This is a genomic window from Streptomyces flavovariabilis, assembly GCF_000725785.1.
Lineage (GTDB): Bacteria > Actinomycetota > Actinomycetes > Streptomycetales > Streptomycetaceae > Streptomyces > Streptomyces hawaiiensis.
Genome location: NZ_JNXD01000012.1, coordinates 87,427 through 113,664, shown reverse-complemented (window position 1 = coordinate 113,664; position 26,238 = coordinate 87,427). Strand labels below are relative to the sequence as shown.

Below are 26,238 nucleotides of genomic sequence, written 5' to 3'. Positions count from 1 at the left end.
GTTGTGACTTCGTGATTCCAGGGTGGCGCGTTCCACGGAAATTTGAACTTGCGTTTCACAGAGTGAGACGCAAGTATCGTTTCATGGACAACAGTAGCGGCGTCGGCGTTCTGGACAAGGCGGCCCTCGTCCTGAGCGCTCTGGAGTCCGGTCCGGCCACCCTCGCGGGTCTGGTCGGTGCCACCGGACTGGCACGACCCACGGCCCACCGCCTGGCCGTGGCCCTGGAACACCACCGCATGGTGGCGCGCGACATGCAGGGCCGTTTCATTCTCGGCCCTCGTCTGTCAGAGCTTGCCGCGGCCGCGGGTGAGGACCGTCTCCTCGCCACCGCCGGCCCGGTGCTCACGCATCTTCGTGACATCACGGGCGAGAGCGCGCAGCTCTATCGCCGCCAGGGCGACATGCGTATCTGCGTCGCCGCGGCGGAGCGTCTGTCCGGTCTGCGGGACACCGTCCCGGTCGGTTCGACGCTCACGATGAAGGCGGGCTCCTCGGCTCAGATCCTGATGGCGTGGGAGGAGCCGGAGCGGCTGCACCGCGGTCTGCAGGGGGCGCGTTTCACGGCGACGGCCCTGTCGGGTGTGCGGCGGCGGGGCTGGGCGCAGTCGATCGGTGAGCGGGAGCCGGGTGTCGCGTCCGTGTCCGCGCCGGTGCGGGGGCCGTCGAACCGTGTGGTTGCCGCCGTGTCGGTGTCGGGCCCCATCGAGCGCCTTACTCGGCACCCCGGCCGGATGCACGCACAGGCTGTGATCGACGCCGCCGGGCGCCTCTCCGAGGCGTTGCGGCGTACCGGCTGAAGCGACCAGGTGTTTCGGGGAGGGCTCGCCTCAACGCCGCGGCAGGCTTTCCCCGGCTCAGCGCCATGACAGGGACGGTTTCGTCGTCGAGTGCGGGCCGTCAGTGGTTGTTCGCGCAGTTCCCCGCGCCCCTAAGGCATACGCAGAAGGCCCCTCACCGAAGTGAGGGGCCTTCTGCGATGTGTACCCCCGACCGGATTCGAACCGGCGCTACCGCCTTGAGAGGGCGGCGTGCTAGGCCGCTACACAACGGGGGCCTGGACACTGCGTTTCCGCAGGTCCGAGCTGGTCTACCTGGACTCGAACCAAGACTAACTGAACCAGAATCAGTCGTGCTGCCAATTACACCATAGACCAATGTGGTTTAGACCAGTCAGTACCCCCGACCGGATTCGAACCGGCGCTACCGCCTTGAGAGGGCGGCGTGCTAGGCCGCTACACAACGGGGGCCCTAGCAGTCCCGAGAAGATCGTCGATCGCTCGGAACAGTACCCCCGACCGGATTCGAACCGGCGCTACTGCCTTGAGAGGGCAGCGTGCTAGGCCGCTACACAACGGGGGCGATGCAGATGAGCTCTGCGAGCTGGCCTACCTGGACTCGAACCAAGACTAACTGAACCAGAATCAGTCGTGCTGCCAATTACACCATAGGCCACCGGAACGCAAGCCCCCGAGGGGTTCGTGTTCTAGCTGTGCGCCTGGGGTTCCGGCCTTCCGGCCCGCTCCCTGCGGCGCAGGAAGAACATTACCTGAAGGTGGACGGGGCTCCAAAACGAGTATCCGAGCCGAGCAGGGACGGCAGTTCGGCGAGGGAGGCGATGCGGTGCGGCCCGACCGGCGGGTCGATCGTGGCGTACAGGCCACCGCGGTCGATCCACACCGACAGCAGTCCGGCGTCGGCGGCACCCCGTCCGTCGATCTCCGGATGGTCGCCCACGTAGGCGACCTGGTGCGGCGGCAGCCCGAGGAATTCGCAGGCCGCGAGGAACGCCCCGGCCTCGGGCTTGGAGATGCCGAGCTCGGCCGCGCACAGGATGGTCTCGAAGCGGTCGTGGACGCCGAGGGCGCGCAACTTGCGGTCCTGGACGTGCAGGCTGGAGTTGGAGAGCACGGCGTGCCGGTGGCTGGCGGAGAGAGCGTCGAGGACGGGCAGTACGTCCGGGAAGAGGGCCCAGACCTCCTCGTAGTGGGTGACATACCGCTGGAACCACGCGTCGGCCTCGGCGTCGGTGAGGTCCCGGCCCAGGAACACCCGTACGCGGTCGCGCCGCTGGTCCTCGAAGGTGGCCTCGCCCGCCGAGAAGCGGGCCCACTGCAGGTGGGTGATCTCCCGCCAGTGGTCGATGGCCTGCTCGACGCCGTCGTAGCGGCCGAGCAGGCCCTCGGCCGTGAGGTGGGCGCGCATGCCGAGGCGGTCGGCGGTGGAGTAGTCGAAGAGGGTGTCGTCGACGTCCCAGACCACGGCTTGGATGCTCATGCTCCGACCGTACCCACCGCGCCCCGCTCTCAGCCCGGGTTCGGGCTGCCGGAGAGCGTCAGGCCGGGCCCCTGGCCGTCGCGGGGGCGGGCGGTGGGCTTCCCGATCACGGTCGGCGAGGAGACGCGGGCCTCCGTCTGCGCGAGGGCGGCGCCCGAACCGGACGCCGCCCTCGCGTGTGTGGTGCTGCGCGTTACGCGGCCAGCTTCGCCAGTGCCGCGTCGATGCGGGCCAGGGTGGTCTCCTTGCCCAGGATCTCCAGGGACTCGAAGAGCGGCAGGCCGACCGTGCGGCCGGTGACGGCGACACGGACAGGGGCCTGGGCCTTGCCGAGCTTGAGGCCGTGGGCCTCGCCGGCGGCCAGGACGGCCTCCTTCAACGACTCGGCGGAGGTCCAGTCGGCCGCCTCCAGCTGCTCGCGGGCCGTGCGCAGCAGGGCGTCCGAGCCCTCCTTCATGGCCTTCGTCCAGCTGGCCTCGTCCGCCACCGGCTCCGGCAGGAACAGGAAGTCGACGTTGTCGGTGATCTCGGAGAGGACCTTGAGGCGGGTCTGCGCGTGCGGCGCGACGGCCTGCCACTTCGCCTCGTCGAAGGCCTCCGGGGCCCAGGGGGCGAACGGCGCCTGGAGCCACGGGCGGCAGCGCTCGGTGAAGTCCTTCACGTCCAGCAGGCGGATGTGGTCGCCGTTGATGGACTCGCACTTCTTCAGGTCGAAGCGGGCCGGGTTGGGGTTCACGTCGGAGATCTCGAACGCCGCGACCATCTCCTCGATCGAGAAGACGTCCTGGTCGGCCGAGAGGGACCAGCCGAGCAGGGAGAGGTAGTTGAGCAGGCCCTCGGGGAGGAAGCCGCGCTCCCGGTAGAGGTTGAGGGAGGACTGCGGGTCGCGCTTGGAGAGCTTCTTGTTGCCCTCGCCCATCACGTACGGCAGGTGGCCGAAGGACGGGATCTCCTTGGCGACGCCCAGCTCGATCAGCGCCTTGTACAGGGCGATCTGGCGCGGGGTGGAGGAGAGCAGGTCCTCGCCGCGCAGGACGTGGGTGATCTCCATCAGGGCGTCGTCGACCGGGTTGACCAGCGTGTACAGCGGGGCGCCGTTGGCGCGGACGATGCCGTAGTCCGGGACGTTCTCCGGGGTGAAGGTGAGCTCGCCGCGGACCAGGTCGGTGAAGGTGATCGTCTCGTCGGGCATCCGGAAGCGGACGATCGGCTCGCGGCCCTGGGCCTGGTACTCCTCGACCTGGGCGGCGGTGAGGGCGCGGCAGTGGCCGTCGTAGCCGGAGGGCTTGCCGGCGGCGCGGGCGGCCTCGCGGCGGGTGTCCAGCTCGTCCTGGGAGCAGTAGCAGCGGTAGGCGTGGCCGGCGTCGAGCAGCTTCTGCGCGACCTCCTTGTAGAGGTCCATGCGCTGCGACTGGCGGTACGGCGCGTGCGGGCCGCCGACCTCGGGGCCCTCGTCCCAGTCGAAGCCCAGCCAGCGCATCGAGTCGAGCAGCTGGGTGTACGACTCCTCGGAGTCGCGGGCCGCGTCGGTGTCCTCGATACGGAACACCAGGGTCCCCTGGTGGTGCTTGGCGAACGCCCAGTTGAACAGGGCGGTGCGCACCAGGCCCACGTGAGGGTTGCCGGTGGGCGAGGGACAGAAACGGACGCGTACGGGAGAGCCGGGTGCGCTAGCCACGCTTGACAACCTTGTTGGTGAGAGTGCCGATGCCTTCGATGGTGACGGCGACCTCGTCGCCGACGTTCAGGGGGCCGACCCCAGCCGGGGTGCCCGTGAGGATCACGTCGCCGGGGAGCAGCGTCATGGCCTCGGAGATGTTGACGATCAGGTCCTCGATGGAGTGGATCATCTCGCTGGTCCGGCCCAGCTGGCGCTGCTGGCCGTTGACCGTGAGCTGGATGGTGAGGTCGCTCGCGTCCAGGTCCGTCTCCACCCAGGGGCCGAGCGGGCAGGAGCTGTCGAAGCCCTTGGCGCGGGCCCACTGCTTCTCACGCCTCTGCACGTCGCGGGCGGTGACGTCGTTGGCGCAGGTGTAGCCGAAGATCACGTCCTTGACGCGCTCGCGCGGGACCTCGCGGCACATCCGGCCGATGACCACGGCCAGCTCGGCCTCGTGGTGCAGCTCCTCGGAGAAGGAGGGGTACTGGATCTCGTCGCCGGGGCCGATCACCGAGGTGGACGGCTTGAAGAAGGCGAAGGGGGAGTCGGGTACCTCGTGGCCCAGCTCGCGCGCGTGCTCGCCGTAGTTGCGGCCGAAGGCCACGACCTTGTTGGGGAGTACCGGCGGCAGCAGCCTGACCTTGCCGACCGGCACCTTCGTGCCGGAGAGCTCGAAGTCCGCGAACGGGATGCCCTTGATGATGTCCAGGACGAGTTCGTCCTGCTTGTCGCCCTCGATGGCGCCGAAGGCGACGTTCCCGTCGATGGAGAACCTGGCGATGCGCACGGGATGCTGGCCCCTTGACTGAAGCGGCTGGAGTCTGACGGTCCAGGCTAACGCGGGGAGGCCACCCCGCCCCGCGCATTACGAAGGGGCGCCCCGTCGCGGGGGGCGCCCCTGGAGAATCCGTGTCCTGCCGTCCTGAGCATCCGGCGGCCGGCACGCGTACTTGCTGGTGTCACTCCGCGGTCGCGGCGGCCGCGACGGGGATCTCCATGAGGACGGTGCGCTTGGGGTTTGCGGTCTGGGCCGGCAGTTCGACGGGGTGCTCCGGCTGCTCCGGCGTCTGCAGTTCGTCGGCGTCGTCCAGGTGTGCCAGCGTCGTGCGTCGCGGGTTGGCGATCTTGTGGAACATCGTCGTCGTCTTCACTGTTTACTTGACCCTGTCCTGTGACGGGCGCCGGGTGGGGGTGTGAACCCCCGCGCGGGCGCGGGTTGTCGGTTGTGCCATCGCTGTAAAGCGTCAGGCTAAACATGCGATTCCCCGGCGCGGCCGCACAGAGACCATGATCGGCATGTGAGTTTTCTCACGAATCAGAGGGCGAATCGGTCAATCCGGACTCACGCTCCACCCCAACGAAACGGACATTGACTCACTGAAGCCATCATTCCGCTCCTGATCATGGCGACTGGGACACCCGGTACGGCTCGGCGACTCGCGGACTTACGTCCGAAATAGGCGAACTCGCTTTCTACGGCCCGTGATCCGGTACTCACGTGGTGTCACCTACATCACGGCTCGGCCTACGGGCCTTGTTGGAGATCCTGTGCTGTGCTGGAATCTCACGGACCGCCGCAGGATCGAGCCGGCGCACAGGGGGCGCACAGTCGCGCCGAGTGGCGGCGAGAAGGGGGAGCCAGCGCCGGTCACCCACGACCACCACGGGGGCGTATTTCAGGGCGTCCCCAGAACGCCGACACCGTGCCCCGCCGTTCAGGCGACGGGGTGCCTGGTCCAGAGGTTGCGACGCTAGTGCAGGGACGTTTCAAGAGGGATGGCAACGCTTCGGCGGAGCCGGAGCCGCACGGCGGGACTGGCCCCATGAATGGCGGCCCCTCGCCCCAGCACGCCCAGAACCAGGGCCCGGCCGGTGACGGCGGTGAGCGCTCCGGGCGCCCCGGCACGTCGGCCCCCTCGGGGTCCGCGGGTCCTTCCCCGGCGCTGAAGCCGCCGACGGGCCCGACCGGCCCCGGGCCGCGAATAGCCCTGCGCAACTGGCGCATCTCCACGCGACTGGTGTCGCTGCTCGCCCTCCCGGTGGTCGCGGCCACCTCGCTGGGCGCACTGCGTATCAACCAGTCCATGGACGACATCCAGCAGCTCGACAACATGAAGCTGCTGACGGACATGACCAAGCAGGCCACCGAGCTGTCGGCGGCGCTCCAGGAGGAGCGCGACCAGTCGGCCGGCCCGCTCGCGCACGGCGGCAAGGCGACCGACTTCACGGTCAAGGGGCTTCGCGAGAAGACCGACCGGGCCAGGAAGAACTTCCTCGACAGTTCCGAGGAGATCGACAGCGCCAGCAAGGACGGCAACCTCAAGGGCGTGCGCGAGTACCTCGTGCAGCTCGCCGGCGAGCTGGGCGACCTGGAGCAGATCCGCAAGGGCGCCTACGCCTCCGACGGCAACTCCACGCAGACGATCGAGGCGTACCACCGTCTGATCGAGAACCTGATCGACCTCTCCCAGGACATGGCCGAGGCGACCAGCAACCCGGACATGATCCAGCGCACGCGTGCGCTCGCGGCGTTCTCCTCCGCCAAGGAGTACTCCTCGATCCAGCGCGCGGCCCTGGCGGCCGCGCTGCCCGCGAGCAACACCACGGCCGGCAAGCTCTCGCCGAACGACCGGCTCTACGCCGAGTCGGCCCTGGAGAGCCAGAATTCCGAGATCCGCAGCTTCAAGAGCATCTACGGCGAGGACGCCGCCGCCGAGCTGCTGAAGCCGATCGAGGACGGCGGCAACTCCACGATCAAGGCGACCGACACCTACGCGGGTCGCGCCCTGGTCTCCGCGAGCGGTCTCGCCCAGCAGGACAAGCGGTCCTACCGCGACTGGCTGGACGACAGCTCCACCAAGATCCAGCAGATGAAGAACATCGAGCACACGCTGCTCGAGGAGATGGAACAGAAGGCCCGCGAGCTGCGCAGCGCCACCGAGCGCGACGCGATCATCTCCGGTGCCCTGATCCTGATCGTGCTCGGTGTGTCGCTGGTCGGCGCCTTCGTCGTGGCGCGGTCCATGATCCGCTCGCTGCGCCGCCTGGAGGACACCGCGACCAGGGTCGCCTCCGACCGTCTGCCCGAGCTGGTCAAGCAGCTGTCCGAGTCCGACCCGCAGGACGTCGACACGTCCGTGGAGTCGGTCGGTGTGCACTCCCGGGACGAGATCGGCCGGGTGGCCGCGGCCTTCGACGACGTGCACCGCGAGGCGGTCCGCCTCGCCGCCGAGCAGGCCCTGCTGCGGGGCAACGTCAACGCGATGTTCACCAACCTCTCGCGCCGCTCCCAGGGTCTGATCCAGCGCCAGCTGTCGCTGATCTCCGAACTGGAGTCCCGCGAGGCCGACCCGGACCAGCTGTCCTCGCTGTTCAAGCTCGACCATCTCGCGACCCGCATGCGCCGTAACGGCGAGAACCTCCTCGTCCTCGCGGGCGAGGAGCCCGGCCGACGCTGGACCCGGCCGGTCCCGCTGGTCGACGTGCTCCGCGCCGCCGCGTCCGAGGTGGAGCAGTACGAGCGCATCGAGCTGGCCTCGGTGCCGACCACCGAGGTCGCCGGCCGCGTGGTCAACGACCTCGTGCACCTGCTCGCCGAGCTGCTCGAGAACGCCACCTCGTTCTCCTCGCCGCAGACCAAGGTCAAGGTCACCGGTCACGCGCTGCCCGACGGCCGGGTCCTGATCGAGATCCACGACACCGGTATCGGTCTGTCGCCGGAGGACCTGGCCGCGATCAACGAGCGGCTCGCCTCTCCCCCGACGGTGGACGTCTCCGTCTCCCGCCGCATGGGTCTGTTCGTGGTCGGCCGGCTGTCCCAGCGGCACGGCATCCGCATCCAGCTGCGCCCGTCCGACTCCGGTGGCACGACCGCGCTGGTCATGCTGCCCGTCGATGTCGCCCAGGGCGGCAGGAAGCCCCAGCCCAAGCAGCCCGGCCAGCCGCCGGTCGGTGGCGGCGGTCCCGCCGCCGCGCAGGCCGCCGCGGGTGCGGCCGCGGCCCGGCGCGCCGCCGGTGCCGGCCAGGGTGGCGGTGTCCTCGGAGCCGGTGCGTCCGGCGGTGCCTTCGGTGGCGGTGCGTCCGGCGGTGGCCGGCTCGCTCCCGGTCAGAGCCCGCGGGCCGCACTGCCCGGGCGGGACGCGGACGGCGGCCGTCCGGGAGCGCCGGGCGGTGCGCGCGGACCGCAGGGTCCCGGCCCGTCGGCGTTCGAGCAGGGTGGTCCCTCGCAGGGCCGTCCGGCTCCCGCCGGTGGCGGTGCCGGGTTCGGCCAGCAGGCGCCGGGCGCCCCGCAGGGTCTGCAGGCCGCGGGCACCAACGGGCCGCAGGGCCAGGACGCCTTCGGCGGTGGCCGGAGCCGGAAGAAGCAGAGCGGCAACGGCGAGCAGGGCAAGGGCCGCAGGCCGCAGCTGCCGCCGCGCGGCGGGCCGCGGGCCGAGCTGCCCGGCGGCGACGCGCAGCCGCGCGTGCCGAGCTGGAGCGACGAGAACGCCCAGCCGCCGGTGCGTGCCTCGCTGGACGCCCCGCGCGGCCACGAGGAGCCGGACGTCTCCCGTACGTCTTCCCTGCCGCGCGCCGACGACCGTCAGGGCCCCGGCGCCACGACGGAGATGCCGGCCGTGCCGCGCGACGACGACCGGCAGGGCCTCGGCTCGCCGGCCGACTTCGGCGCCGCTCAGCACGCGGACCCGTTCGGCCCCCACGCGAACGCGCCGCAGGGCGAGAGCCAGTTCGTCCGCCCGGACGTCTTCGGCACCCCGGGCGGCCACCGCGACCCGTCGTCCACGTCGGGCCAGTACCCGGCGCCGCAGTCCTACGACAACGGCTCCACCGGCCAGTACCCGGCCCCGCGACAGGACAGCGGCTCGACCGGTCAGTACCCCGCGCCCCGCCAGGACAACGGCTCCACGGGTCAGTACCCCGCGCCCCGCCAGGACAACGGCTCCACGGGTCAGTACCCCGCGCCGCGGCAGGACAACGGCTCGACCGGCCAGTACCCGGCCTCCCGCCAGGACAACGGCTCCGGGCGGCCCACCCTGCCGGGTCCGGCCACGCCGGCCGACCCCGCGGGCACGGGCCAGTTCGAGCGGCCGCAGAACAACGGTGGCCGGGGGCCGGCCGACTTCGGCGCCCCGCGTCCGCCCGCCCCGCAGGCCCGGCCCGTCCGGCAGGAGCCCGAGGCCCTGCCGCCGGCGTCCGGTCCGGGCGACGGTCGTACTCCGCTGTACGACACGCTGGAGACCAACTGGTTCCACGGCCAGCAGGAGCAGCAGCAGAACAACGGCTCGGCTCCGGCCGCCCCTCAGCAACCGCAGGGGTCCACCGGTCCTCAGCGGTCCGCCCCCGCCGGCTGGCGCACCTCGCCGAACGACGACCTCGTCCGCCAGGCCGAGCGAGTCCGCCAGCCCGCCGCGGGCGGTGTCACCACCTCCGGCCTGCCGCGCCGGGTGCCCCGGGCGAACCTCGTCCCGGGCACGGCTCAGCAGCAAACCCACCAGAGCGGTCCTCAGGTCTCGCGTGCGCCCGATGACGTACGCGGCCGGCTGACCAATCTCCGTCGGGGAATCGCACAGGGTCGTCAGGCCGGGTCCACCCAGACCGGCAGCCACCCACGGCCCACTCACCAGCAGGAGCGTTAGTTGAGTCCGATGAGCCAGGCGGCACAGAATCTCAACTGGTTGATCACCAACTTCGTGGACAACACCCCCGGGGTGTCCCACACCGTCGTCGTGTCCGCCGACGGTCTCCTCCTGGCGCTGTCGGAGGGCTTCCCGCGTGACCGCGCGGACCAGCTCGCGGCCGTCGCCTCGGGCCTGACGTCGCTGACGGCAGGCGCCTCAAGGATCTTCGAGGGTGGTGAAGTGGCGCAGACGGTGGTGGAGATGGAGCGAGGGTTCCTCTTCCTCATGTCCGTCTCGGACGGCTCGTCACTCGCCGTACTCGCCCACCCCGAGTGCGACATCGGCCTCGTCGGCTACGAGATGGCGCTCCTGGTCGACCGCGCGGGCGCGGTTCTCACCCCCGACCTGCGAGCTGAGCTCCAAGGCAGTCTGCTCCACTGATCGGCCCCGGCACCACCCGTCTCACCACATCACCGTCCGGCTGCCACATACCCCACACAGGCCCCGTCAGACGGCTTGCTGACCGACTTGCTGTCCCGCCCGGAGGACCCATGACCCCGCCCACCGCCTCTCATGATCCGTACGCGGAGCCGTACGAGGACGAGGGCGACCAGCCGCTGGTACGGCCGTACGCCATGACCGGCGGCCGGACCCGGCCGCGCTATCAGCTGGCCATCGAGGCACTGATCAGCACGACCGCGGACCCCGCCGCGCTCATGGGGCTGCTCCCGGAGCACCAGCGGATCTGCCACCTCTGCCGTGAGGTGAAGTCGGTGGCCGAGGTCTCGGCGCTGCTCAACATGCCGCTGGGGGTGGCCCGGATCCTGGTCGCGGACCTCGCCGAGGCCGGTCTCGTCGCGATCCACCAGCCGGGCGGCGACGACGCCACCGGCACGCCGGACGTGACACTGCTCGCGAGGCCGTCATGACGTCCGCTTCGGCCGGCATCGACGACCTCACCCACACCGGGGACAAGACCACCACCACGGTGGCCATGGACTTCGGCCGTATCACTCTGGACCAGGACCTGATCCTGTACCTCTTCGGTACACCGGGCCAGGACCGCTTCTGGTTCATGTGGGACGACCTGGTGCGCGGCGCCATCGGCGCGGTGGTGCTCGTGGACACCCGGCGTCTGGCCGACTGCTTCCCGGCCGTCGACTACTTCGAGAACTCGGGTCTGCCGTTCGTCGTGGCGCTGAACGGCTTCGACGGGCAGCAGCCCTACCAGCCGGAAGAGGTGCGTGAGGCGCTGCAGATCGGCCCTGACACCCCGATCATCACGACGGACGCCCGCCACCGGGCCGACGCCAAGTCGGCGCTGATCACGCTGGTCGAGCACGCTCTGATGGCACGGCTGAGGTAGCACAATTCAGAAGCGCAATACGGCAGTTGTCGTAGATGCACCGGAGCCGACTGTGTCCTTTGACACGGTCGGCCAAGGTGTTCATAACGTTTCGGCAGAGGAATCGGGTGGTACGGCCACGCGTCGCGCACATCCGGTCTCGCTGCGCGCACAATCGCCCCGCCTTTTGGCGGGGCTCGCTCTTTATGACCGTTTTATCTGGGGCTTACATCACGTCGATTCCCCGCCCCGGACTGTTTGGAAGAGCGCAGGTCGTCGTGCTGGAATGCCTGAACTGCCCAATAGTCAATGACGTACTCGTCCATCGAGGCGTGTTGGGCTCTGAACACTGCGGCACAACGTTGGTGCCGACCGCCGAGAGGTTGTTGGTCGAGTGAGGCGAAGCAAGAACAGTCCCGAGCCGTCGGCCCGGGGCAACTTCACCCCGCCGCCGCGCACAGCGGCGCCCGCCCCCGTGCCCGGTTCGGAACCGACGGCCGCGCCCGCCGAGAGCGGCGGCCGTCTCTCCCCTCGCAACTGGCGCGTGGCGACCAGGCTCAACGCGATCCTGCTCATACCCGTGTTGGTCGGCCTCGTCATGGGCGGCTTCCAGGTGAAGAGCTCGATCGACACCTGGCAGGAGGCCGAGGACGCGGAGAACACCGCGCGTCTGGTCCGCGCCGCCCTGGCCTACGGCAACGAGCTGCTCGTCGAGCGCGACGTGACCGCCGCCCCACTCCTCCAGGGCAAGGGCGCGAAGGACCCGACGGTCGTCAAGGCCCGTGCGAACACCGACAAGGCGGCCGACGCCTTCGACGAGGCCGTCAAGAACATGCCCGACCGGCCCGGCCTGGAGCGGCGCCTGGAGCGCTTCCGTGAGGTGGAGCCGAAGCTCGCGCAGCTGCGTGCGGCCGCCTACACCAGCCAGCTCAAGGGCGTGCAGACCGAAGAGGGCTACGTCGAGACCGAGCACAGGCTGCTGGAGTTCGCCAATGAGCTCGGCCTGGGCACCGGCAACATCACCAGCTACGGCCGCACCGTCTACGCCATCTCGCTGACCAAGGGCGCCCTCTCCCTTCAGCGCTCCATCGGCATGCACATGCTGATCAAGCCCGGACCGGACGGCGGCAACCTGGCCAGCCAGCGCATCGCGCTGTCCTCGTACGCCTACCTGGAGCGCATCGCCATCCAGGAGTACGAGAGCGGCGGCACCGAAGAGGACTTCGCCAAGCTGACGGCGGCCGAGAAGCAGATCAAGGCCGATGCCGCGAAGATGGCAGCGGACGCCAAGGCCAAGGACCCGGACTACGTACCGCCGCCCGCCAACCCCACCACGATGCTGGCGCGGATCGCGGCGCTGCCGTCGACGGACCCGAGCGAGCGCGCCAACCTCGCCCAGGCGGGCATCACGGCTCAGAACTGGTGGGCCGTCACCACGCTGAAGTTCGACGCGTACAACAAGATCGAGACCGAGCTGGCCGACAAGGCCGTGAGCGAAGCGTCCGACATCGCCGACGACGCCCAGCGTGACGCCTACATCACCGGTGCCGCCGTCGTGGTCGCCCTGCTCCTCGCCTTCATCCTGGCCGGTGCGGTCGCCCGCCAGATGAGCCGCTCGATGCGCCAGCTGCGCAACGCCGCCTTCGGCATCGCCGAGCAGCGTCTGCCGATGCTGGTCGACCAGCTCTCCCGCACCGACCCCGGCCGCGTCGACACCCGCGTCCAGGCCATCCCGATCACCACCACCGACGAGATCGGCGAGGTCGCCCGCGCCTTCGACCAGGTCCACCGCGAGGCCGTCCGGCTCGCCGCCGAGCAGGCCCTGCTGCGGGGCAACATCAACGCGATCTTCACCAACCTGTCGCGCCGCAACCAGTCGCTGATCGAGGGCCAGCTGACCCTGATCACCGACCTGGAGAACAACGAGGCCGACCCGGACCAGCTGGAGAACCTCTTCAAGCTGGACCACCTGGCGACCCGTATGCGCCGCAACGGCGAGAACCTCCTGGTCCTCGCCGGCGAGGAGCCCGGCCGCCGCTGGGACCAGCCGGTCCCGCTGGTCGACGTGCTGCGCGCCGCCTCCTCCGAGGTGGAGCAGTACGAGCGCATCGAGCTCTCCGGCGTCCCGGAGGCCGAGATCCACGGCCGGGCCGTGACCGACCTCGTGCACCTGCTCGCCGAGCTCCTGGAGAACGCCACGACGTTCTCCTCCCCGCAGACCAAGGTCCGCGTCACCGCGACCCGTCTCCCCGACGGCCGCGTGATGATCGAGATCCACGACAAGGGCATCGGCCTCACCGCCGAGGACTTCGCGGACATCAACCACAAGCTGGCCAACCCTCCGACCGTGGACGCCGCGATCTCCCAGCGCATGGGCCTGTTCGTGGTCGGCCGGCTGTCCGACCGGCACGGCATCCGGGTCCAGCTGCGTCCCTCGGGCGAGCAGGCCGGCACGACCTCGCTGGTCATGCTGCCGGACGCGATCACCCACGGTGGTGGCGGCGAGCAGCACGTGGACCGCGACGAGTTCACCGTTTCGCAGATCATCCCGGAGCAGAACTTCGGCGGCGAGAGCTTCGGCCAGCCCATGCGCACGGCCGCGGAGCTGGGCTTCGACGACAGCCGCTACTCCGACGTCCCCGACGACATACGCGAACTGGACCCCGTCGGCCGCTCCCTGATGCGCGAGGAGCGCCGGGCGGCCCTGGAGGCCCAGTCGCCCGAGCTGCCCGGACAGCGCAGCCAGGAGCCCGACCGGGCGAACGGGTACCGCGACGAGTACAACGGTCAGCAGGGCTACGACACCGGGCAGGGCTACGACACCGGCCAGACCGGTTACCCGGAGCAGCAGCCGTCCTCGTACGACCATCAGGCGCCGTACGAGGAGCCGCAGCAGGCGTCGTACCAGGAGCAGCAGCAGGCGTCGTACGAGGAGCCGCAGCGGTCTGCGTACGACGAGCAGTACTACGCGCCGAACGGCGGTCTGCCGCAGAACGACACCTTCTCGCCGAACGGCGGCTACCCGGAGCCCTCCTATGCGGAGCCGGCCCAGGAGGAGTCCCCGGCGCAGGGCGCGAGCGGTCCGGGCGGTTTCGCCGCGTTCGAGCAGCGGCGCCACCAGGATGACTGGCCGCAGCAGGACGGTTACCAGAACGGCTACCCGAGCCAGTACCCTGCTCAGGCCCCGGAAACGGAATCTGCGCAGGCCGCTGACGCGAGTGAGCAGGACCGCGTAGGCTTCGACCGTCCGGGACCGGCCCCCTCCAACGGGCGCACGCTGACGGACGCCGGGCTCCCCCGCCGCGGAGCCACCGCGAGCGGTACGAACGGCGCGGGTGGCGCACGGCACGCGAGCCAGGAACCGCCGGCCTCCACCCCGGAGAGCAACGGCGACAGCAGCTGGCGCTCGGCCAACGACGAGCGGTGGCAGCAGGCCTCGCAGCTCCGGAAGCCCAAGGCGGGCGGGGTCACCTCCTCCGGCCTGCCGAGGCGGGTGCCCAAGGCCAACCTGATCGAGGGAGCCGCCGAGAGCACCCCCCAGGGAGGCCCACAGGTCTCCCGCGCCCCGGAGGACGTCCGGGGCAGGCTGAGCAACCTGCGTCGAGGCGTCCAGCGCGGGCGCAGCGCAGGCAGTGAAACGAACGGCCAGGGCTTCGGTCCTGACAGCACCTACAACCAGGAGCGTTAGTGTGAGCCCGATGAGCCAGGCGGCACAGAACCTGAACTGGTTGATCACCAACTTCGTGGACAACACCCCGGGGGTGTCCCACACGGTGGTGGTCTCCGCCGACGGACTCCTTCTGGCGATGTCCGAAGGCTTCCCCCGCGACCGCGCCGACCAGCTCGCGGCCGTCGCTTCCGGTCTGACGTCCCTGACGGCGGGCGCTTCCCGGATCTTCGAGGGAGGAGCCGTCAACCAGACCGTTGTGGAGATGGAGCGGGGATTCCTCTTCATCATGTCCGTATCCGACGGTTCGTCGCTCGCGGTTCTCGCACATCCCGAGGCGGACATCGGCCTCATCGGGTACGAGATGGCGCTGCTGGTCGACCGAGCCGGTACGGTCCTGACACCGGACCTTCGTGCAGAGCTCCAGGGGAGCCTGCTCAACTAACAGACGGACGGTGCGTTTTGGCGTCCCGTGGCCGTAAGGTTTCGGGACGCGGCTCCACAGCGATGGGTGCCAGGCACAGTCGGAGGAGGAGAAAGTGGCAACACCCCCAGGCGGTTCGTCTTCGGGCAACTGGTCGTACGGTCCTGCCCAGGGCCAGGGCGACGGTGGCCAGAACCCGAACCGTTACAACTTCCCCTCCGCACCGAGCCACCGGCAGCCGTACGCGCCGCAGGGCCCCGGCCCGTCGCCGTACGACCAGCCGCCGGCCCCGCGTATCCAGCCTGTACAGCCGCAGCGCCGCACCCCAGAGCCGGCGCCCGGCGGGGCGTCGAACAACCACAACCCGTTGGTGCGTCCGTACGCCATGACCGGCGGCCGGACCCGCCCGCGCTACCAGCTCGCCATCGAGGCGCTGGTGCACACCACTGCGCAGCCGCACCAGATGCAGGGCCAGTTGCCCGAGCATCAGCGGATCTGCAACCTCTGCCGGGAAATCAAGTCGGTCGCCGAGATCTCGGCGCTCCTCACGATCCCTCTCGGCGTGGCCAGGATCCTCGTCGCCGACTTGGCGGAGGCGGGACTGGTCGCCATCCATCAGCCCGGCGGCGACGAGAACGCCGGCGGCCACGAGGCCGTCATGACGTCCGCTTCGGCCGGCATCGACGACCTCACCCACACCGGGGACAAGACCACCACCACGGTGGCCATGGACTTCGGCCGTATCACCCTGGACCAGGACCTGATCCTGTACCTCTTCGGTACACCGGGCCAGGACCGCTTCTGGTTCATGTGGGACGACCTGGTGCGCGGCGCCATCGGCGCGATCGTGCTGGTCGACACGAGGAGGCTCGCCGACTGCTTCCCCGCCGTCGACTACTTCGAGAACTCGGGTCTGCCGTTCGTCATCGCGCTGAACGGCTTCGACGGCCAGCAGCCGTACACGCCCGACGAGGTCCGGGAAGCCCTCCAGATCGGCCCTGACACCCCGATCATCACGACCGACGCCCGCCACCGGGCCGACGCCAAGTCGGCGCTGATCACGCTGGTCGAGCACGCTCTGATGGCACGGCTGAGGTAATCACCCCGTCTGTCTTGCGGCCCTCGTTCCTCCTGCGGGAGGAGCGGGGGCCGCGGTGTTTCGTCCCGGGAGGGGGCGCGGTGAGCGCGGAGGCGACGGCATTCGGCTGGGCACGACCGTGGCGAGGACGGCGGCCGATGCTCATCGACGTCGCGGCCTGGGTGGAGACGGGATCGTTCCCGCCGGCCGAGCTCTCCATCTGAACATGAGCTCGTGCGTTCCCCCCGACGATCCCGCCTCGCTCTACTTCCCCGGCGTGCACGTCGTCGTCCGCCGGCACCGCACCACGACGGCCCCGCCCTCCCGAGGGAGAACGGGGCCGTGAGGCACGTTCAGAACTCAGCGCCAGCTGTGCGGGGCGCGGAAGCCCGGCTCGCGCTCCAGGCGGCGCCAGCCCGCCTTGATGCGGCCGCGGTGGACCGGGGTCGGGTCGGTGGGGCGGGCGGCGGCGCGGGCCAGGAGGATGGCCGTGATGGCGGCTACTTCCTCGGGCTCGGCGTGGCCCTTCTCGACGCGGATGTCAGGCGATTCCATGGGTGTCAGTCTCCATGAGGAAGATGTCCGCCGGGTTACTGCGGCGGGTTGCCGTGCTTGCGGGACGGCAGGTCCGCGTGCTTGGTCTGGAGCATGGCGAGGGACTTGATGAGCACCTCGCGGGTCTCGGCGGGGTCGATGACGTCGTCGACCAGGCCGCGCTCGGCCGCGTAGTAGGGGTGCATCAGCTCGGACTTGTACTCCTTGACCATGCGGGCCCGCATGGCCTCGGGGTCCTCGGCCTCGGCGATCTGGCGGCGGAAGATGACGTTGGCCGCGCCCTCCGCGCCCATGACGGCGATCTCGTTCGTCGGCCAGGCGTAGGTGAGGTCCGCGCCGATGGACTGGCTGTCCATGACGATGTACGCACCTCCGTAGGCCTTGCGCAGGATCAGCGAGATCCTCGGTACGGTCGCGTTGCAGTAGGCGTAGAGGAGCTTCGCGCCGTGGCGGATGATGCCACCGTGCTCCTGGTCGACGCCCGGGAGGAAGCCGGGAACGTCCAGAAGAGTGATGATCGGGATGTTGAACGCGTCGCACATCTGGACGAAGCGGGCCGCCTTCTCGGAGGCCTCGATGTCCAGAACTCCCGCCAGCGACTGGGGCTGGTTCGCCACGATGCCGACGACCTGGCCGTCCATCCGGCCCAGCGCGCAGATGATGTTGCGGGCCCAGCGCTCGTGGACCTCGAGGTAGTCGCCGTCGTCGACGATCTCCTCGATGACCTTGGCCATGTCGTACGGCCGGTTGCCGTCCGCCGGGACCAGGTCCAGGAGGACGTCCGAGCGGCGGTCGGCCGCGTCCGAGGGCTCCGTGCGGGGCGGGTTCTCCCGGTTGTTCTGCGGGAGCAGCGAGAGGAGGTAGCGGACCTCGGCGATGCAGGTCTCTTCGTCGTCGTAGGCGAAGTGACAGACACCGGACGTCTCGGCATGGACGTCCGCGCCGCCCAGGCCGTTCTGTGTGATCTCCTCGCCGGTGACCGCCTTGACGACGTCGGGGCCGGTGATGAACATCTGCGAGGTCTCGCGGACCATGAAGACGAAGTCGGTGAGGGCGGGGCTGTACGCCGCGCCGCCCGCGCACGGGCCGAGCATCACCGAGATCTGCGGGATCACGCCCGAGGCCTTGGTGTTGCGCTGGAAGATGCCGCCGTAGCCGGCGAGCGCCGAGACGCCCTCCTGGATGCGGGCGCCGGCACCGTCGTTCAGCGACACCAGCGGGGCACCGGCCGCGATGGCCATGTCCATGATCTTGTGGATCTTCGTGGCGTGGGCCTCGCCCAGCGCGCCGCCGAAGATGCGGAAGTCGTGCGCGTAGACGAAGACCGTGCGCCCCTCCACCGTGCCCCAGCCGGTGATCACACCGTCGGTGTACGGCTTCTTGGCCTCCAGGCCGAAGCCCGTGGCCCGGTGGCGGCGCAACTGCTCGACCTCCCGGAAGGACTCCGGGTCGAGGAGAAGCTCGATGCGCTCCCTCGCGGTCAGCTTGCCCTTGGCGTGCTGCGCCTCGGTCGCCTTCTCGCTCGGTCCGGCCACCGCCTGCGCACGGATCTCGTGCAGTTCGGCCACGCGTCCGCGCGCGTCGGTCGGCTCACCCGGCGCCTCATCCAAAACGGTCATGTAGTGACCTTACGAAGCCAACCCTGGAATGCGGGCCGTCGACTCCTCACAGTCTCCGGCGTGTTTTCCTGGTACCCCTGAACAGAACCATGCCGGGGTGCAGCCTTTTCGACTGCTCAGAGGCGGTGCGCCTTGTAGGGGTCCGACAAGGCTCAGGCGAGCCTCACAACACATCGGTGGGTCGCGCAAGCCGTCCCCGGGGTGATGACGAGGCGGAGCCGGGTGCCCGTCGAGTGCGCCTCGACCGTCTCGTCCGCGTGCACGACGCGGCGGACCGGGTGGCCCCAGACGATCTCCAGCGGTTCACCCGTGCGGGGCGGTTCGCTCACGCAGAGGGTAGCGGTACGGCCCCGGCGGACGATCAGCACGCTCGCGCCGCCGGAGGCGGAGAGCGGGCCCGCCGTCCCCGCATGCCAGAAGTTGACGGCCGTGCAGCCGAGGGACGGCACGCTGACCGCCTGGCGGCCGGCGTCGTTGGCGAGGACCGACAGCCAGCGGCGGTCGGAGGCGCGGCGCGCGACCGCGCGTCGGGAGGCCCCGGGCATCAGGACGTAGGCGTACGTGGCGTCTTCGGGGTCGGTACCGTGGTCGAGCCAGAGGGTCTGCCAGCGGCGGGTGCGCCGCTCCGGCGTGCTGGCGGTGTTGATGTCGGACCAGGCGCCGGTGCGGTCCTCGCGCAGCGCCTTCGGCTCGCGGCCGAGCAGGACCCAGCCGCCGTGGTCCTCCAGGTGGGCCCAGTTCGGCCCCTTGACGAAGCGTTGGGTGCCGGACGCGCCGAGGTTGCGGTTGTCGACGACCGTCTCGACCGGGACACCGTCGGCGCAGGTGATCCCGGCGCCCAGGCAGATCACCGCGTCCGCGACGCAGAACCAGGACTTGCGGGCTTCGAGGGTGGAGCCGAGGCCCTTGACGTGCTGGCCTAGAGCCGCGTACCTGCCGTCGGTGGTGCCGCCGACCCAGCGCGCGTCCGGGCGGGCAGCGCCCCACTCGCCGCCCTCGCGGTCGGCGAGCCGTTTGGTGGAGACGGTGGTGCCGGGCAGCCGGTACCAGTCGACGGTCGGCCAGAACCAGTCCGTGTACTGGTCGCTCGCGCCCGCCCACCAGCTGACCATGCCCGCCCCGGTGTGCCAGCCGCGGGGATTCTCGCCGTTGCCGCACTCGTAGTGGGCGATGCGGTCGCCGGCCATGGCGATGTTCACGGTGAAACCGGGGCCGCGGTGGACGGCACGGTCCATGGCGGCGAAGAGGTGGTGCCCGGGGGGTTCGGGCGCGGCGGGGGCGGGTGAGTCGGCGATGGCGTGCAACCGGGCCAGGTCGGCGACGCCGAACTGGGGTGCCGTCAGGATCGGGGTCACGGTGTCCCGTTCGATCCAGCCCTTGACGCGGGCGTGCCAGCGGTCGCGTTCCGCAGGGCTCGCGCCGGCCGCGAGCAGGGCGATGGCGGCGATGAGCTGGTGGCCGTGGTAGTGGTCGCTGCGCATGACCTTGCGGTCGTCGGCGGTGAGGTGGCCGCGGCTGATGGCCCGGCCGTTGACGCTGTCCATGACCAGCCCGTCGTGGATGAGCGGCGCGTAGGCCCGCTCGACGCTGTCGAGGACGATCTGCCGGTTCGGGTCGGTGACCTCCCAGTCGGATCCGGCGAGCAGGGCGAAGAGCCGGCCGAGGCCGTCGAGCATGACCTGGCCGTAGGTGCCCGAGTAGGCGACCCAGGTGTGCTGGACGAAGGAGCCGTCGGCGTAGAGGCCATCGCCGTGGGTGACGTACGGGAAGACCGGGGAGAGCGCGTCCCGGGCGAGGGCGATCTTGCCGGGGTCACGGCCGAGGACGCCGCGCAGGGCCACGGAGCGGCACAGGTCGACGCGGTTGGCGCCGGTGGAGGTGCCGCTGTAGTCGCCGAGGGCCGAGTCGGGCACGAAGTGGTCGACGGCGGCGCAGGCGGCGCTGACGCGGGCCTCCCCCAGCTCCTCGTACAGGGCGGCCGTGATGTCGGTGAGCAGGCGGGGGCTGCCGATCTGCCACTCCCACCAGTTGCCGTGGCGGGTGGTGGAGGGGTTGTAGACGGTGGCGGAGAGGTGGTCGAGGCCGCGCAGGACGCCGGCGAGGAGCCCGGGGTCCGCGGTCGAGCCGGTGCCCTGCTGGACATAGGCCCGGGTCATGGTCCACAGGCGGCCGTAGCTGAGGGTGATGCCGGCCGGTGGGTCGAAGGGATGCCCGGGCCAGAGGGAGTCCGCCGCCGGGGCCATGCTCGCGCGCAGGTCCCGGGCGAGTGTGCCGGTCTCGGCGAGCCGGGTGGCGTAGGGCTCGGCCGTCGGGTGGTAGCCCGAGCCGAGGGCGATGCCGAGCCAGCGGCGGCGCAGGGTGTCGTACCGATCACCAGAACCGCCTGGGCCGCCCGGTGCGCCCGGCGCACCGGCGCCCCGGCCCTCGGGCGCCGCGCCCCCGGTCGCCGCGAGGGCCGCGGCCGCCAGCAGCAGGGCGCGGCGGCTGGGCCGGAGCAGGGCGGCGGCCCCGGCCGTACGGCGGGGGAAGAGGCGGCGCTGGGGAGTCATGCCCATGCCCTACCACGAGGAGGCGGTCACCTGAACGGTGGATCCGGCCGGAGTGACCGGAACGGCGGAACGACCGGAGGGACCGGAACGACCGGAGCGACCGGAGCGACAGGAGCGACCGGAACGGGTGGATCCATCAGCAGTGACCGGAACGGTGGGGGACGGTCACGGCGACCGGACCGGGGACGGCCAGGGGGCCGGAACCGAGACGGTCAGGGGGACGGAACCCAGAAGGCCAGAGGGACCGGAACCCGGAAGAACCGGTGGAGGTCAGCCGAAGCGGTTCAGCAGGCGGCGGTACACGCCCGGCGCGAGGCCGCGGACTCTGCCGGGGAGGGTCAGCCAGGTGGGGACGTAAGCCTCGTCGCGGTCGCGCCGGACGGCCTCCCAGATCGTGCCGGCGACGCAGCCGGGCGAGAGGAGACCGGTGCTGGTGCCGTCGTAGGGCCTGCCGCGGCGGGTGTGGAAGGCCGTGTCGACGGCTCCGGGTACGACGAAGGTCACGCCCACGCCCGTGCCGCGCAGTTCCTGGCGCAGCGCCTCGGCGAAGGCGGCCAGACCGGCCTTGGCGGCGGAGTACACCGCCTCCTCCCGCCGGCCCACGCAGCCCGCGACCGAGCCGAGCAGCACCACCCGCCCCCGCCCGGCCGCGATCATGGAGGGCAGCACCTCGCGCACGAGGTGGAGCGTGGCGTTGAGGTCCAGGGTCAGCACCCGGTCGATGTCGGTGTGCGGCATGGCGGTGAAGGGGCCCGTCCAGCCCATGCCCGCACCCGCGACCAGGACGTCGATCCGGCCGGTGGTGTGCAGCGCGGACCGGGCCAGCAGGCGCGGGCCGTCGGGGGCCGCGAGGTCGGCGGGCAGCACGACGGCCGAGGTGCCGGACGCCGTCTGCTCCAGGCGGTGCCGGTCGCGGCCGCTGAGGAGCAGCTGCCAGCCGTCCATGGCGAACCGCCGTGCCGTGGCCGCCCCGATACCGGAGGAGGCGCCGGTGACCAGGGCCACGCGCCGGTCGAGTCGTCGCGGCGGCCCGTACTGGTTCACCCGCGCGGGGACGGGTGTCGTGGAGCGGCGCGGGGCGGGGTCCGCCGGTGGGTCGTAGGCCGAGCCGGAGCCGGTGAGTGTCACGAGTCGCTCTCCCCTGCGCTGTGCGTCCGCCGTGGTCACGTCTGTCTCCATACGGTCACTGGCAACGGAACCCCGTCTCGCCGGTCACCGCCACCGCACGGCGGGCCGCCCGGGCCCGGCGCCCCGGCACCGGCGGGCCCCGGCCCGTGCGCCGACCGCGTTCCGGGCCGCCACCCACCGCATCCGGCAGGACCACCCCTGCGGGCCGCGCGATTGCGCCGACCGGGGGTATGGAGGGTGCGGCGGACGCGGGGCGACACACCCACCGAAGATGTTGAACATTGAACGGAATAGGTTTACGGTGGGTCGCGTTGGAGTAGTTAAACGTTCAACTTCACGCACAGGAGGCACACCCCATGAGCATCTTCAGCCGCGACGACGCCCAGACCGCCACCGCCACCGGTGCCACCGTGAGCCCCGAGCTCGCCGCCCTGACCGGCGACTACACGATCGACCCCGCGCACTCGACGATCGGCTTCGTCGCCCGGCACGCCATGGTCACCAACGTCAAGGGCAGCTTCCAGGACTTCACCGGCACGCTCCAGCTCGACGGCACCGACCCGTCGCGGTCGACGGCCTCCATCGACGTCGTGATGGACAGCATCAGCACGGGCAACGCCGACCGCGACGGCCACCTCAAGAGCGCGGACTTCTTCAAGGCGGACGAGTTCCCGGCCATGACGTTCCGCTCCACCAAGGCGGAGGCGCTCGGCGGTGACGATTACCGGATCACCGGCGACCTGACGATCCTGGGCACCACCCGGCCCCTCGCCATCGACCTGGAGTTCAACGGTGCCGCGAAGGACCCGTTCGGCAACGAGCGCGTCGGGTTCGAGGGCAAGGCGGAGATCCTGCGCTCCGAGTGGGGCCTGACCTGGAACGCGGCGCTGGAGACCGGCGGCGTCCTGGTCTCCGACAAGATCAAGCTCAACTTCGACATCTCGGCCATCAGGAACGCGTGAACCCCGCGGGGCCGGCCCGGTGACGTCAGCCCGGGCCGGTCTGGCCGGTTCCCGCCCCTTGTGCGAAGACTCTCGGCGTTCTCATAATCCAGCAGCAATATTTTGACCAGTCCATGCCAGCACATGGACGTTCTTTTTGTGCTTGCTGCTGTCATGCACTCGTCAATCTGATGCTTCGGTTGCACCTCCCCAGTCAACCCCCCACGGAAGGCATCACGTTGAAGAGACTTCTCACGGCCCTCAAGAGATGCGCGGTCCTCGGCGCGGCCGCGCTCGCGATCGCCAGTCTCCAGCCCGTCTCCGCCGCGCAGGCCGCCCCGTCGCCCGTCGTCGGCGGGACCCGGGCCGCGCAGGGCGAGTTCCCGTTCATGGTCCGGCTCTCCATGGGCTGTGGCGGCGCGCTCTACACCCAGCAGATCGTGCTCACGGCCGCGCACTGCGTGGGCGCCTCCGGCAACAACACGAGCATCACCGCCACCGCGGGGGTCGTCGACCTCCAGTCCACCAGCGGCCGGGTCCAGGTCCGCTCCACCAAGGTGCTGCGCGCCCCCGGCTACAACGGCACCGGCAAGGACTGGGCGCTCATCAAGCTCGCCCAGCCCATCAACCTGCCGACCCTGAAGATCGCCACCACCGCGCAGTACAACACCGGTGACTTCACCGTGGCCGGGTGGGGCGCGAACCGTGAGGGCGGCTCCCAGCAGCGCTACCTCCTGAAGGCGACCGTGCCGTTCGTCAGCGACGCCGCGTGCAAGGCCTACGGCGGTCTGTACAGCGGCCTCGTCGCGAGCGAGGAAATCTGCGCCGGCTTCGACGCGGGCGGCGTCGACACCTGCCAGGGCGACTCCGGCGGGCCGATGTTCCGCAAGGACAGCGCGGGCGGCTGGATCCAGGTCGGCATCGTCAGCTGGGGCGAGGGCTGCGCCCGGCCCGAGGCTCCCGGCGTCTACACGGAGGTCTCCACCTTCGCCTCCGCCATCGCTTCGGCGGCGTCAACCCTCTGACCTGCGGCTTCAGGGCCCGACACCGAAGGGGTGTCGGGCCCGTCCGTGCGGCGGCCGAAAGGCCTCGCCGCCTCCCCGCCCACCCCGGCGCGGACTCCCGTCGGACTCGGACTCCCGTCGGACTCAGCGGTCCGGGTCTTGTGACTCCAGCTTCACGACCGCCGCCGCCACCTGCGCGGCCCGGCTCTCCGCCGTCCTGGCTCGGAGCACGCCGAGCATCGCCAGGTAGCGGTCCGTGCGTCCGAGTGTCTCGAAGGCGGCCGCGGCTCTGGGGCTCCGGGCCAGTGCTGCCGCCAGGCCGTCCGGGACCTCCGCCTCCTTCTGGGACGCGTACGCCGCCTCCCACCGGCCGTCCGCCCGTGCCGCCGCCACCTCCGCGAGCCCGCCGGGCCGCATCCGGCCGGCGGCGGCCAGTTCCTCGATCCGCCGGACGTTGACCATGGACCAGAGACTGCCCGGGCGCCGCGGGGTGATCCGCTGGAGGTAGTACGACTCGTCGAGTCCCTTGCGCTGCCCGGTGATCCACCCGTGGCACAGCGCCACGTCGTTGACGTCGGCGGCACTGACGGAGGGGACGCCCGAGCCCGTCTTCGCGAGCCTGACCCAGAGGCCGGGGTGCGGGGCCGGGTTGGCGGTGAGCCAGGAGTCCAGGTCGGCCGTGGTCTCGAAGAAGAGTGGGCCGGTGCCGTCGGAGGGAGTCATGGCATCACCGTAGGGAGGAAATAGGACAGTTGCCGTCCGCTATGCGAGCAGAGCGCGGGCCTGTTCGCGGGCGTGGGCGATGGCCTCCGGGAAGACGCCCAGGCCGTGGGCGACCAGGGCGCCCTCGTGCAGGAGCATCAGCGTCCGGGCCGTCGAGTCCGCCGTCCCCGGCGCGATCTCCTCGGTGAGGCGCGTGAACAGGGCGAGCATCCACTGCTTCTGCCCGGTGATGATCGGGTGGGCCGGATGGGCGGGGTCGCTGATCTCCGCGTGGGCGTTGACCATGCTGCACCCCTTGGGGCTGAACTCCTCCGCCCAGGCGCGCGAGGCGTCGAACACCGCCAGGACGCGCTCGCGAGGATCCGGCCCGGCCGCGTCGAGCCGCTCGGCGAGGAAGGCCCGCCACCGCTCGTCGCGGTCCGCCAGGTACTCCACGACGATCTGCTCCTTGGAGCCGAACCGGTCGTAGAGCGTCTTCTTCGTGACTTCGGCCTCGGCGGCGATGAGGTCGACGCCGACGGCATGGATGCCGCGCTCGTAGAACAGCCGGGCTGCGGCCGTCAGGGCACGGCGGGCGGCGGGCGTCATCGTGATCCGGCGCGGGTTCTGCGCGGTGGTACCCATGACACCAGAGTATACCGATCTGTATAGTGACGACAGAACGGGTAACCCGATCTGTCTACTGGTTGTGATGTCGTGAACATCCTCTTCTCCCTCGCCTTCGTCCTGTGCTGGAGTTCCGGATTCATCGGGGCCAAGCTCGGCGCCGGCAGCGCGTCCGCGCTCACGATCCTGATGTGGCGGTTCCTGCCGCTGGCCGTCGTCCTCGTCGCCGTCGCCGTCGTCACGCGAGCGGCCTGGCGCGGCCTCACCACCCGGGACCTGACCCGGCAGGCCGTGGTAGGTGTGCTGTCGCAGAGCGGCTATCTGCTCAGCGTGTACTACGCCATCCAGCTCGGCGTCTCCAGCGGTACGACGGCCCTCATCGACGGTGTCCAGCCCCTCGTCGCCGGCGCCCTCGCGGGTCCGCTGCTGGGGCAGTACGTCTCGGGCCGGCAGTGGATCGGGCTGGGCCTGGGGCTGAGCGGCGTCGCCGTCGTCACGCTGGCCGACGCGGCGGCGGGCGGCGATGTGGCCTGGTGGGCGTACGCCGTGCCGCTGCTCGGCATGCTGTCCCTGGTCGCGGCGACGTTCCTGGAGAGCCGGTCCCGCTCGCGGGTCGCCCCGTCGGTGTCGCTGACCGTCCACTGCGTCACCAGCGCGGTCCTCTTCTCCGTGCTGGCCCTGGCCACCGGGGCCGCCGCACCGCCCGCCGAGGGGGACTTCTGGGTGGCGGTCGCCTGGCTCGTGGGATTGTCCACCTTCGGCGGGTACGGGCTGTACTGGCTCATCCTGAAGCGTTCCGGCGTCACCAAGGTCAACACGCTGATGTTCCTGATGGCCCCGGTCACCGCGGTCTGGGGCGCGCTGATGTTCGGTGAGCCGTTCGGTCTGCAGACCGCCCTCGGGCTGACCGTCTGCCTCGCGGCGGTCGTCGTCGTCCATCGCGGTGGCGACCGGAGGGACCCGCCCCTGGCCGCCGCCCGGGCGGAGCCGGAGAAGAACCGGCGGACCCGGTCGCCGGGGCGTTCCCAGAGGTGACCACCGCGC

General features: G+C 70.8%; 20 protein-coding genes, 5 tRNA genes and 2 pseudogenes. 12 read left to right on the top strand and 15 right to left on the bottom strand.

Going from position 1 to position 26,238, the window contains the following annotated elements:
* The first annotated feature begins 83 nt into the window (after nt 1-83).
* Nucleotides 84-800 (top strand): IclR family transcriptional regulator NdgR, encoded by a 717-nt coding sequence (gene ndgR / locus IO24_RS0122435; RefSeq protein WP_031138086.1) that lies wholly within the window; start codon nt 84-86, stop codon nt 798-800.
* Nucleotides 801-984: 184 nt separating this feature from the next.
* Here the strand turns inward: ndgR and IO24_RS0122430 are convergent.
* From IO24_RS0122430 to IO24_RS0122390, 9 genes are all read right to left on the bottom strand, one after another.
* A tRNA-Glu gene (locus tag IO24_RS0122430) sits at nt 985-1,057 on the bottom strand.
* Nucleotides 1,058-1,085: 28 nt separating this feature from the next.
* Nucleotides 1,086-1,157, bottom strand: a tRNA-Gln gene (locus IO24_RS0122425).
* 20 nt (nt 1,158-1,177) lie between these two features.
* Nucleotides 1,178-1,250, bottom strand: a tRNA-Glu gene (locus IO24_RS0122420).
* Nucleotides 1,251-1,289: 39 nt separating this feature from the next.
* Nucleotides 1,290-1,362: transfer RNA gene (locus IO24_RS0122415), tRNA-Glu, on the bottom strand.
* Between the two features lie 21 nt (nt 1,363-1,383).
* Nucleotides 1,384-1,455, bottom strand: a tRNA-Gln gene (locus tag IO24_RS0122410).
* Between the two features lie 90 nt (nt 1,456-1,545).
* The gene (locus tag IO24_RS0122405; RefSeq protein WP_031138084.1) at nt 1,546-2,277 is read right to left on the bottom strand and encodes an HAD family hydrolase; all 732 of its coding nucleotides are present in this window, start codon (nt 2,275-2,277) and stop codon (nt 1,546-1,548) included.
* A gap of 193 nt (nt 2,278-2,470) precedes the next feature.
* The gene (gltX, locus tag IO24_RS0122400; RefSeq protein ID WP_031138081.1) at nt 2,471-3,955 is read right to left on the bottom strand and encodes a glutamate--tRNA ligase; all 1,485 of its coding nucleotides are present in this window, start codon (nt 3,953-3,955) and stop codon (nt 2,471-2,473) included.
* Complete coding sequence (locus IO24_RS0122395; RefSeq protein ID WP_031138079.1) at nt 3,948-4,724, bottom strand: fumarylacetoacetate hydrolase family protein; 777 nt, start codon at nt 4,722-4,724, stop codon at nt 3,948-3,950. The genes gltX and IO24_RS0122395 overlap by 8 nt, the downstream gene beginning before the upstream one ends.
* Before the next feature lie 172 nt (nt 4,725-4,896).
* Nucleotides 4,897-5,088 carry a hypothetical protein gene (locus IO24_RS0122390; protein WP_031138077.1) on the bottom strand — a complete coding sequence of 64 codons (192 nt, stop codon included), beginning with the start codon at nt 5,086-5,088 and terminating at the stop codon, nt 4,897-4,899.
* Nucleotides 5,089-5,691: 603 nt separating this feature from the next.
* Between IO24_RS0122390 and IO24_RS0122385 the strand changes: the two genes are divergently transcribed.
* The 8 genes and pseudogenes from IO24_RS0122385 (at nt 5,692) to IO24_RS46645 (ending at nt 16,090) form a co-directional block, all read left to right on the top strand.
* The gene (locus IO24_RS0122385) at nt 5,692-9,573 is read left to right on the top strand and encodes a sensor histidine kinase (RefSeq protein WP_031138075.1); all 3,882 of its coding nucleotides are present in this window, start codon (nt 5,692-5,694) and stop codon (nt 9,571-9,573) included.
* 9 nt (nt 9,574-9,582) lie between these two features.
* Nucleotides 9,583-9,996, top strand: coding sequence for a roadblock/LC7 domain-containing protein (locus tag IO24_RS0122380; RefSeq protein ID WP_031138073.1), 414 nt, complete (start codon nt 9,583-9,585; stop codon nt 9,994-9,996).
* Between the two features lie 110 nt (nt 9,997-10,106).
* Nucleotides 10,107-10,484 carry a DUF742 domain-containing protein gene (locus IO24_RS0122375; protein ID WP_031138071.1) on the top strand — a complete coding sequence of 126 codons (378 nt, stop codon included), beginning with the start codon at nt 10,107-10,109 and terminating at the stop codon, nt 10,482-10,484.
* Nucleotides 10,472-10,921, top strand: a pseudogene (locus tag IO24_RS0122370) (GTP-binding protein); the annotation flags it as partial. The gene IO24_RS0122375 and the pseudogene IO24_RS0122370, both read left to right, overlap by 13 nt.
* A 373-nt stretch (nt 10,922-11,294) precedes the next feature.
* The gene (locus IO24_RS0122365; RefSeq protein WP_031138067.1) at nt 11,295-14,588 is read left to right on the top strand and encodes a sensor histidine kinase; all 3,294 of its coding nucleotides are present in this window, start codon (nt 11,295-11,297) and stop codon (nt 14,586-14,588) included.
* A 10-nt stretch (nt 14,589-14,598) separates the two neighbouring features.
* The gene (locus tag IO24_RS0122360; RefSeq protein WP_003993185.1) at nt 14,599-15,012 is read left to right on the top strand and encodes a roadblock/LC7 domain-containing protein; all 414 of its coding nucleotides are present in this window, start codon (nt 14,599-14,601) and stop codon (nt 15,010-15,012) included.
* A 364-nt stretch (nt 15,013-15,376) separates the two neighbouring features.
* Nucleotides 15,377-15,574: pseudogene (locus tag IO24_RS46650) on the top strand (DUF742 domain-containing protein); the annotation flags it as partial.
* Nucleotides 15,575-15,592: 18 nt separating this feature from the next.
* Nucleotides 15,593-16,090 (top strand): GTP-binding protein, encoded by a 498-nt coding sequence (locus tag IO24_RS46645; protein WP_051905968.1) that lies wholly within the window; start codon nt 15,593-15,595, stop codon nt 16,088-16,090.
* A gap of 339 nt (nt 16,091-16,429) precedes the next feature.
* Here the strand turns inward: IO24_RS46645 and IO24_RS0122345 are convergent, their stop codons facing one another.
* The 4 genes from IO24_RS0122345 to IO24_RS0122330 all read right to left on the bottom strand — a co-directional run bounded on the left by IO24_RS0122345 (nt 16,430) and on the right by IO24_RS0122330 (nt 21,920).
* Nucleotides 16,430-16,624, bottom strand: a complete 195-nt coding sequence (locus IO24_RS0122345) for an acyl-CoA carboxylase subunit epsilon (protein ID WP_031138062.1) — start codon at nt 16,622-16,624, stop codon at nt 16,430-16,432.
* A 35-nt stretch (nt 16,625-16,659) separates the two neighbouring features.
* A complete protein-coding gene (locus IO24_RS0122340) occupies nt 16,660-18,243 on the bottom strand; it encodes an acyl-CoA carboxylase subunit beta (RefSeq protein WP_037668195.1) in 1,584 nt (527 codons plus the stop codon).
* A 152-nt stretch (nt 18,244-18,395) separates the two neighbouring features.
* On the bottom strand, nt 18,396-20,792 hold the full coding sequence (locus tag IO24_RS0122335) for a polysaccharide lyase 8 family protein (RefSeq protein WP_045296943.1): 2,397 nt from the start codon (nt 20,790-20,792) through the stop codon (nt 18,396-18,398).
* A 270-nt stretch (nt 20,793-21,062) separates the two neighbouring features.
* A complete protein-coding gene (locus IO24_RS0122330; protein WP_031138056.1) occupies nt 21,063-21,920 on the bottom strand; it encodes an SDR family NAD(P)-dependent oxidoreductase in 858 nt (285 codons plus the stop codon).
* A 356-nt stretch (nt 21,921-22,276) separates the two neighbouring features.
* Between IO24_RS0122330 and IO24_RS0122325 the strand changes: the two genes are divergently transcribed.
* Nucleotides 22,277-22,882, top strand: a complete 606-nt coding sequence (locus IO24_RS0122325) for a YceI family protein (protein WP_031138054.1) — start codon at nt 22,277-22,279, stop codon at nt 22,880-22,882.
* 218 nt (nt 22,883-23,100) lie between these two features.
* Nucleotides 23,101-23,886: a S1 family peptidase gene (locus tag IO24_RS0122320; protein ID WP_031138053.1), complete on the top strand. Its 786-nt coding sequence runs from the start codon at nt 23,101-23,103 to the stop codon at nt 23,884-23,886.
* Between the two features lie 123 nt (nt 23,887-24,009).
* Here IO24_RS0122320 and IO24_RS0122315 read toward each other — a convergent pair whose 3' ends face one another.
* Both IO24_RS0122315 and IO24_RS0122310 read right to left on the bottom strand, forming a co-directional pair.
* Nucleotides 24,010-24,588 (bottom strand): YdeI/OmpD-associated family protein, encoded by a 579-nt coding sequence (locus tag IO24_RS0122315; protein WP_031138051.1) that lies wholly within the window; start codon nt 24,586-24,588, stop codon nt 24,010-24,012.
* A gap of 39 nt (nt 24,589-24,627) precedes the next feature.
* A complete protein-coding gene (locus IO24_RS0122310; RefSeq protein ID WP_031138048.1) occupies nt 24,628-25,212 on the bottom strand; it encodes a TetR/AcrR family transcriptional regulator in 585 nt (194 codons plus the stop codon).
* A gap of 72 nt (nt 25,213-25,284) precedes the next feature.
* Between IO24_RS0122310 and IO24_RS0122305 the strand changes: the two genes are divergently transcribed.
* On the top strand, nt 25,285-26,229 hold the full coding sequence (locus IO24_RS0122305; RefSeq protein WP_031138045.1) for a DMT family transporter: 945 nt from the start codon (nt 25,285-25,287) through the stop codon (nt 26,227-26,229).
* The last annotated feature ends 9 nt before the right edge of the window (nt 26,230-26,238 follow it).

Excerpts from the sequence above, each read along its gene's own strand:
- ndgR (WP_031138086.1), top strand. The coding sequence starts at position 84 with ATGGACAACAGTAGCGGCGTCGGCGTTCTGGACAAGGCGGCCCTCGTC.
- IO24_RS0122405 (WP_031138084.1), bottom strand. The coding sequence starts at position 2,277 with ATGAGCATCCAAGCCGTGGTCTGGGACGTCGACGACACCCTCTTCGAC.
- IO24_RS0122380 (WP_031138073.1), top strand. The coding sequence starts at position 9,583 with ATGAGCCAGGCGGCACAGAATCTCAACTGGTTGATCACCAACTTCGTG.
- IO24_RS0122375 (WP_031138071.1), top strand. The coding sequence starts at position 10,107 with ATGACCCCGCCCACCGCCTCTCATGATCCGTACGCGGAGCCGTACGAG.
- IO24_RS0122360 (WP_003993185.1), top strand. The coding sequence starts at position 14,599 with ATGAGCCAGGCGGCACAGAACCTGAACTGGTTGATCACCAACTTCGTG.
- IO24_RS0122345 (WP_031138062.1), bottom strand. The coding sequence starts at position 16,624 with ATGGAATCGCCTGACATCCGCGTCGAGAAGGGCCACGCCGAGCCCGAG.
- IO24_RS0122340 (WP_037668195.1), bottom strand. The coding sequence starts at position 18,243 with ATGACCGTTTTGGATGAGGCGCCGGGTGAGCCGACCGACGCGCGCGGA.
- IO24_RS0122335 (WP_045296943.1), bottom strand. The coding sequence starts at position 20,792 with ATGACTCCCCAGCGCCGCCTCTTCCCCCGCCGTACGGCCGGGGCCGCC.
- IO24_RS0122325 (WP_031138054.1), top strand. The coding sequence starts at position 22,277 with ATGAGCATCTTCAGCCGCGACGACGCCCAGACCGCCACCGCCACCGGT.
- IO24_RS0122315 (WP_031138051.1), bottom strand. The coding sequence starts at position 24,588 with ATGACTCCCTCCGACGGCACCGGCCCACTCTTCTTCGAGACCACGGCC.
- IO24_RS0122310 (WP_031138048.1), bottom strand. The coding sequence starts at position 25,212 with ATGGGTACCACCGCGCAGAACCCGCGCCGGATCACGATGACGCCCGCC.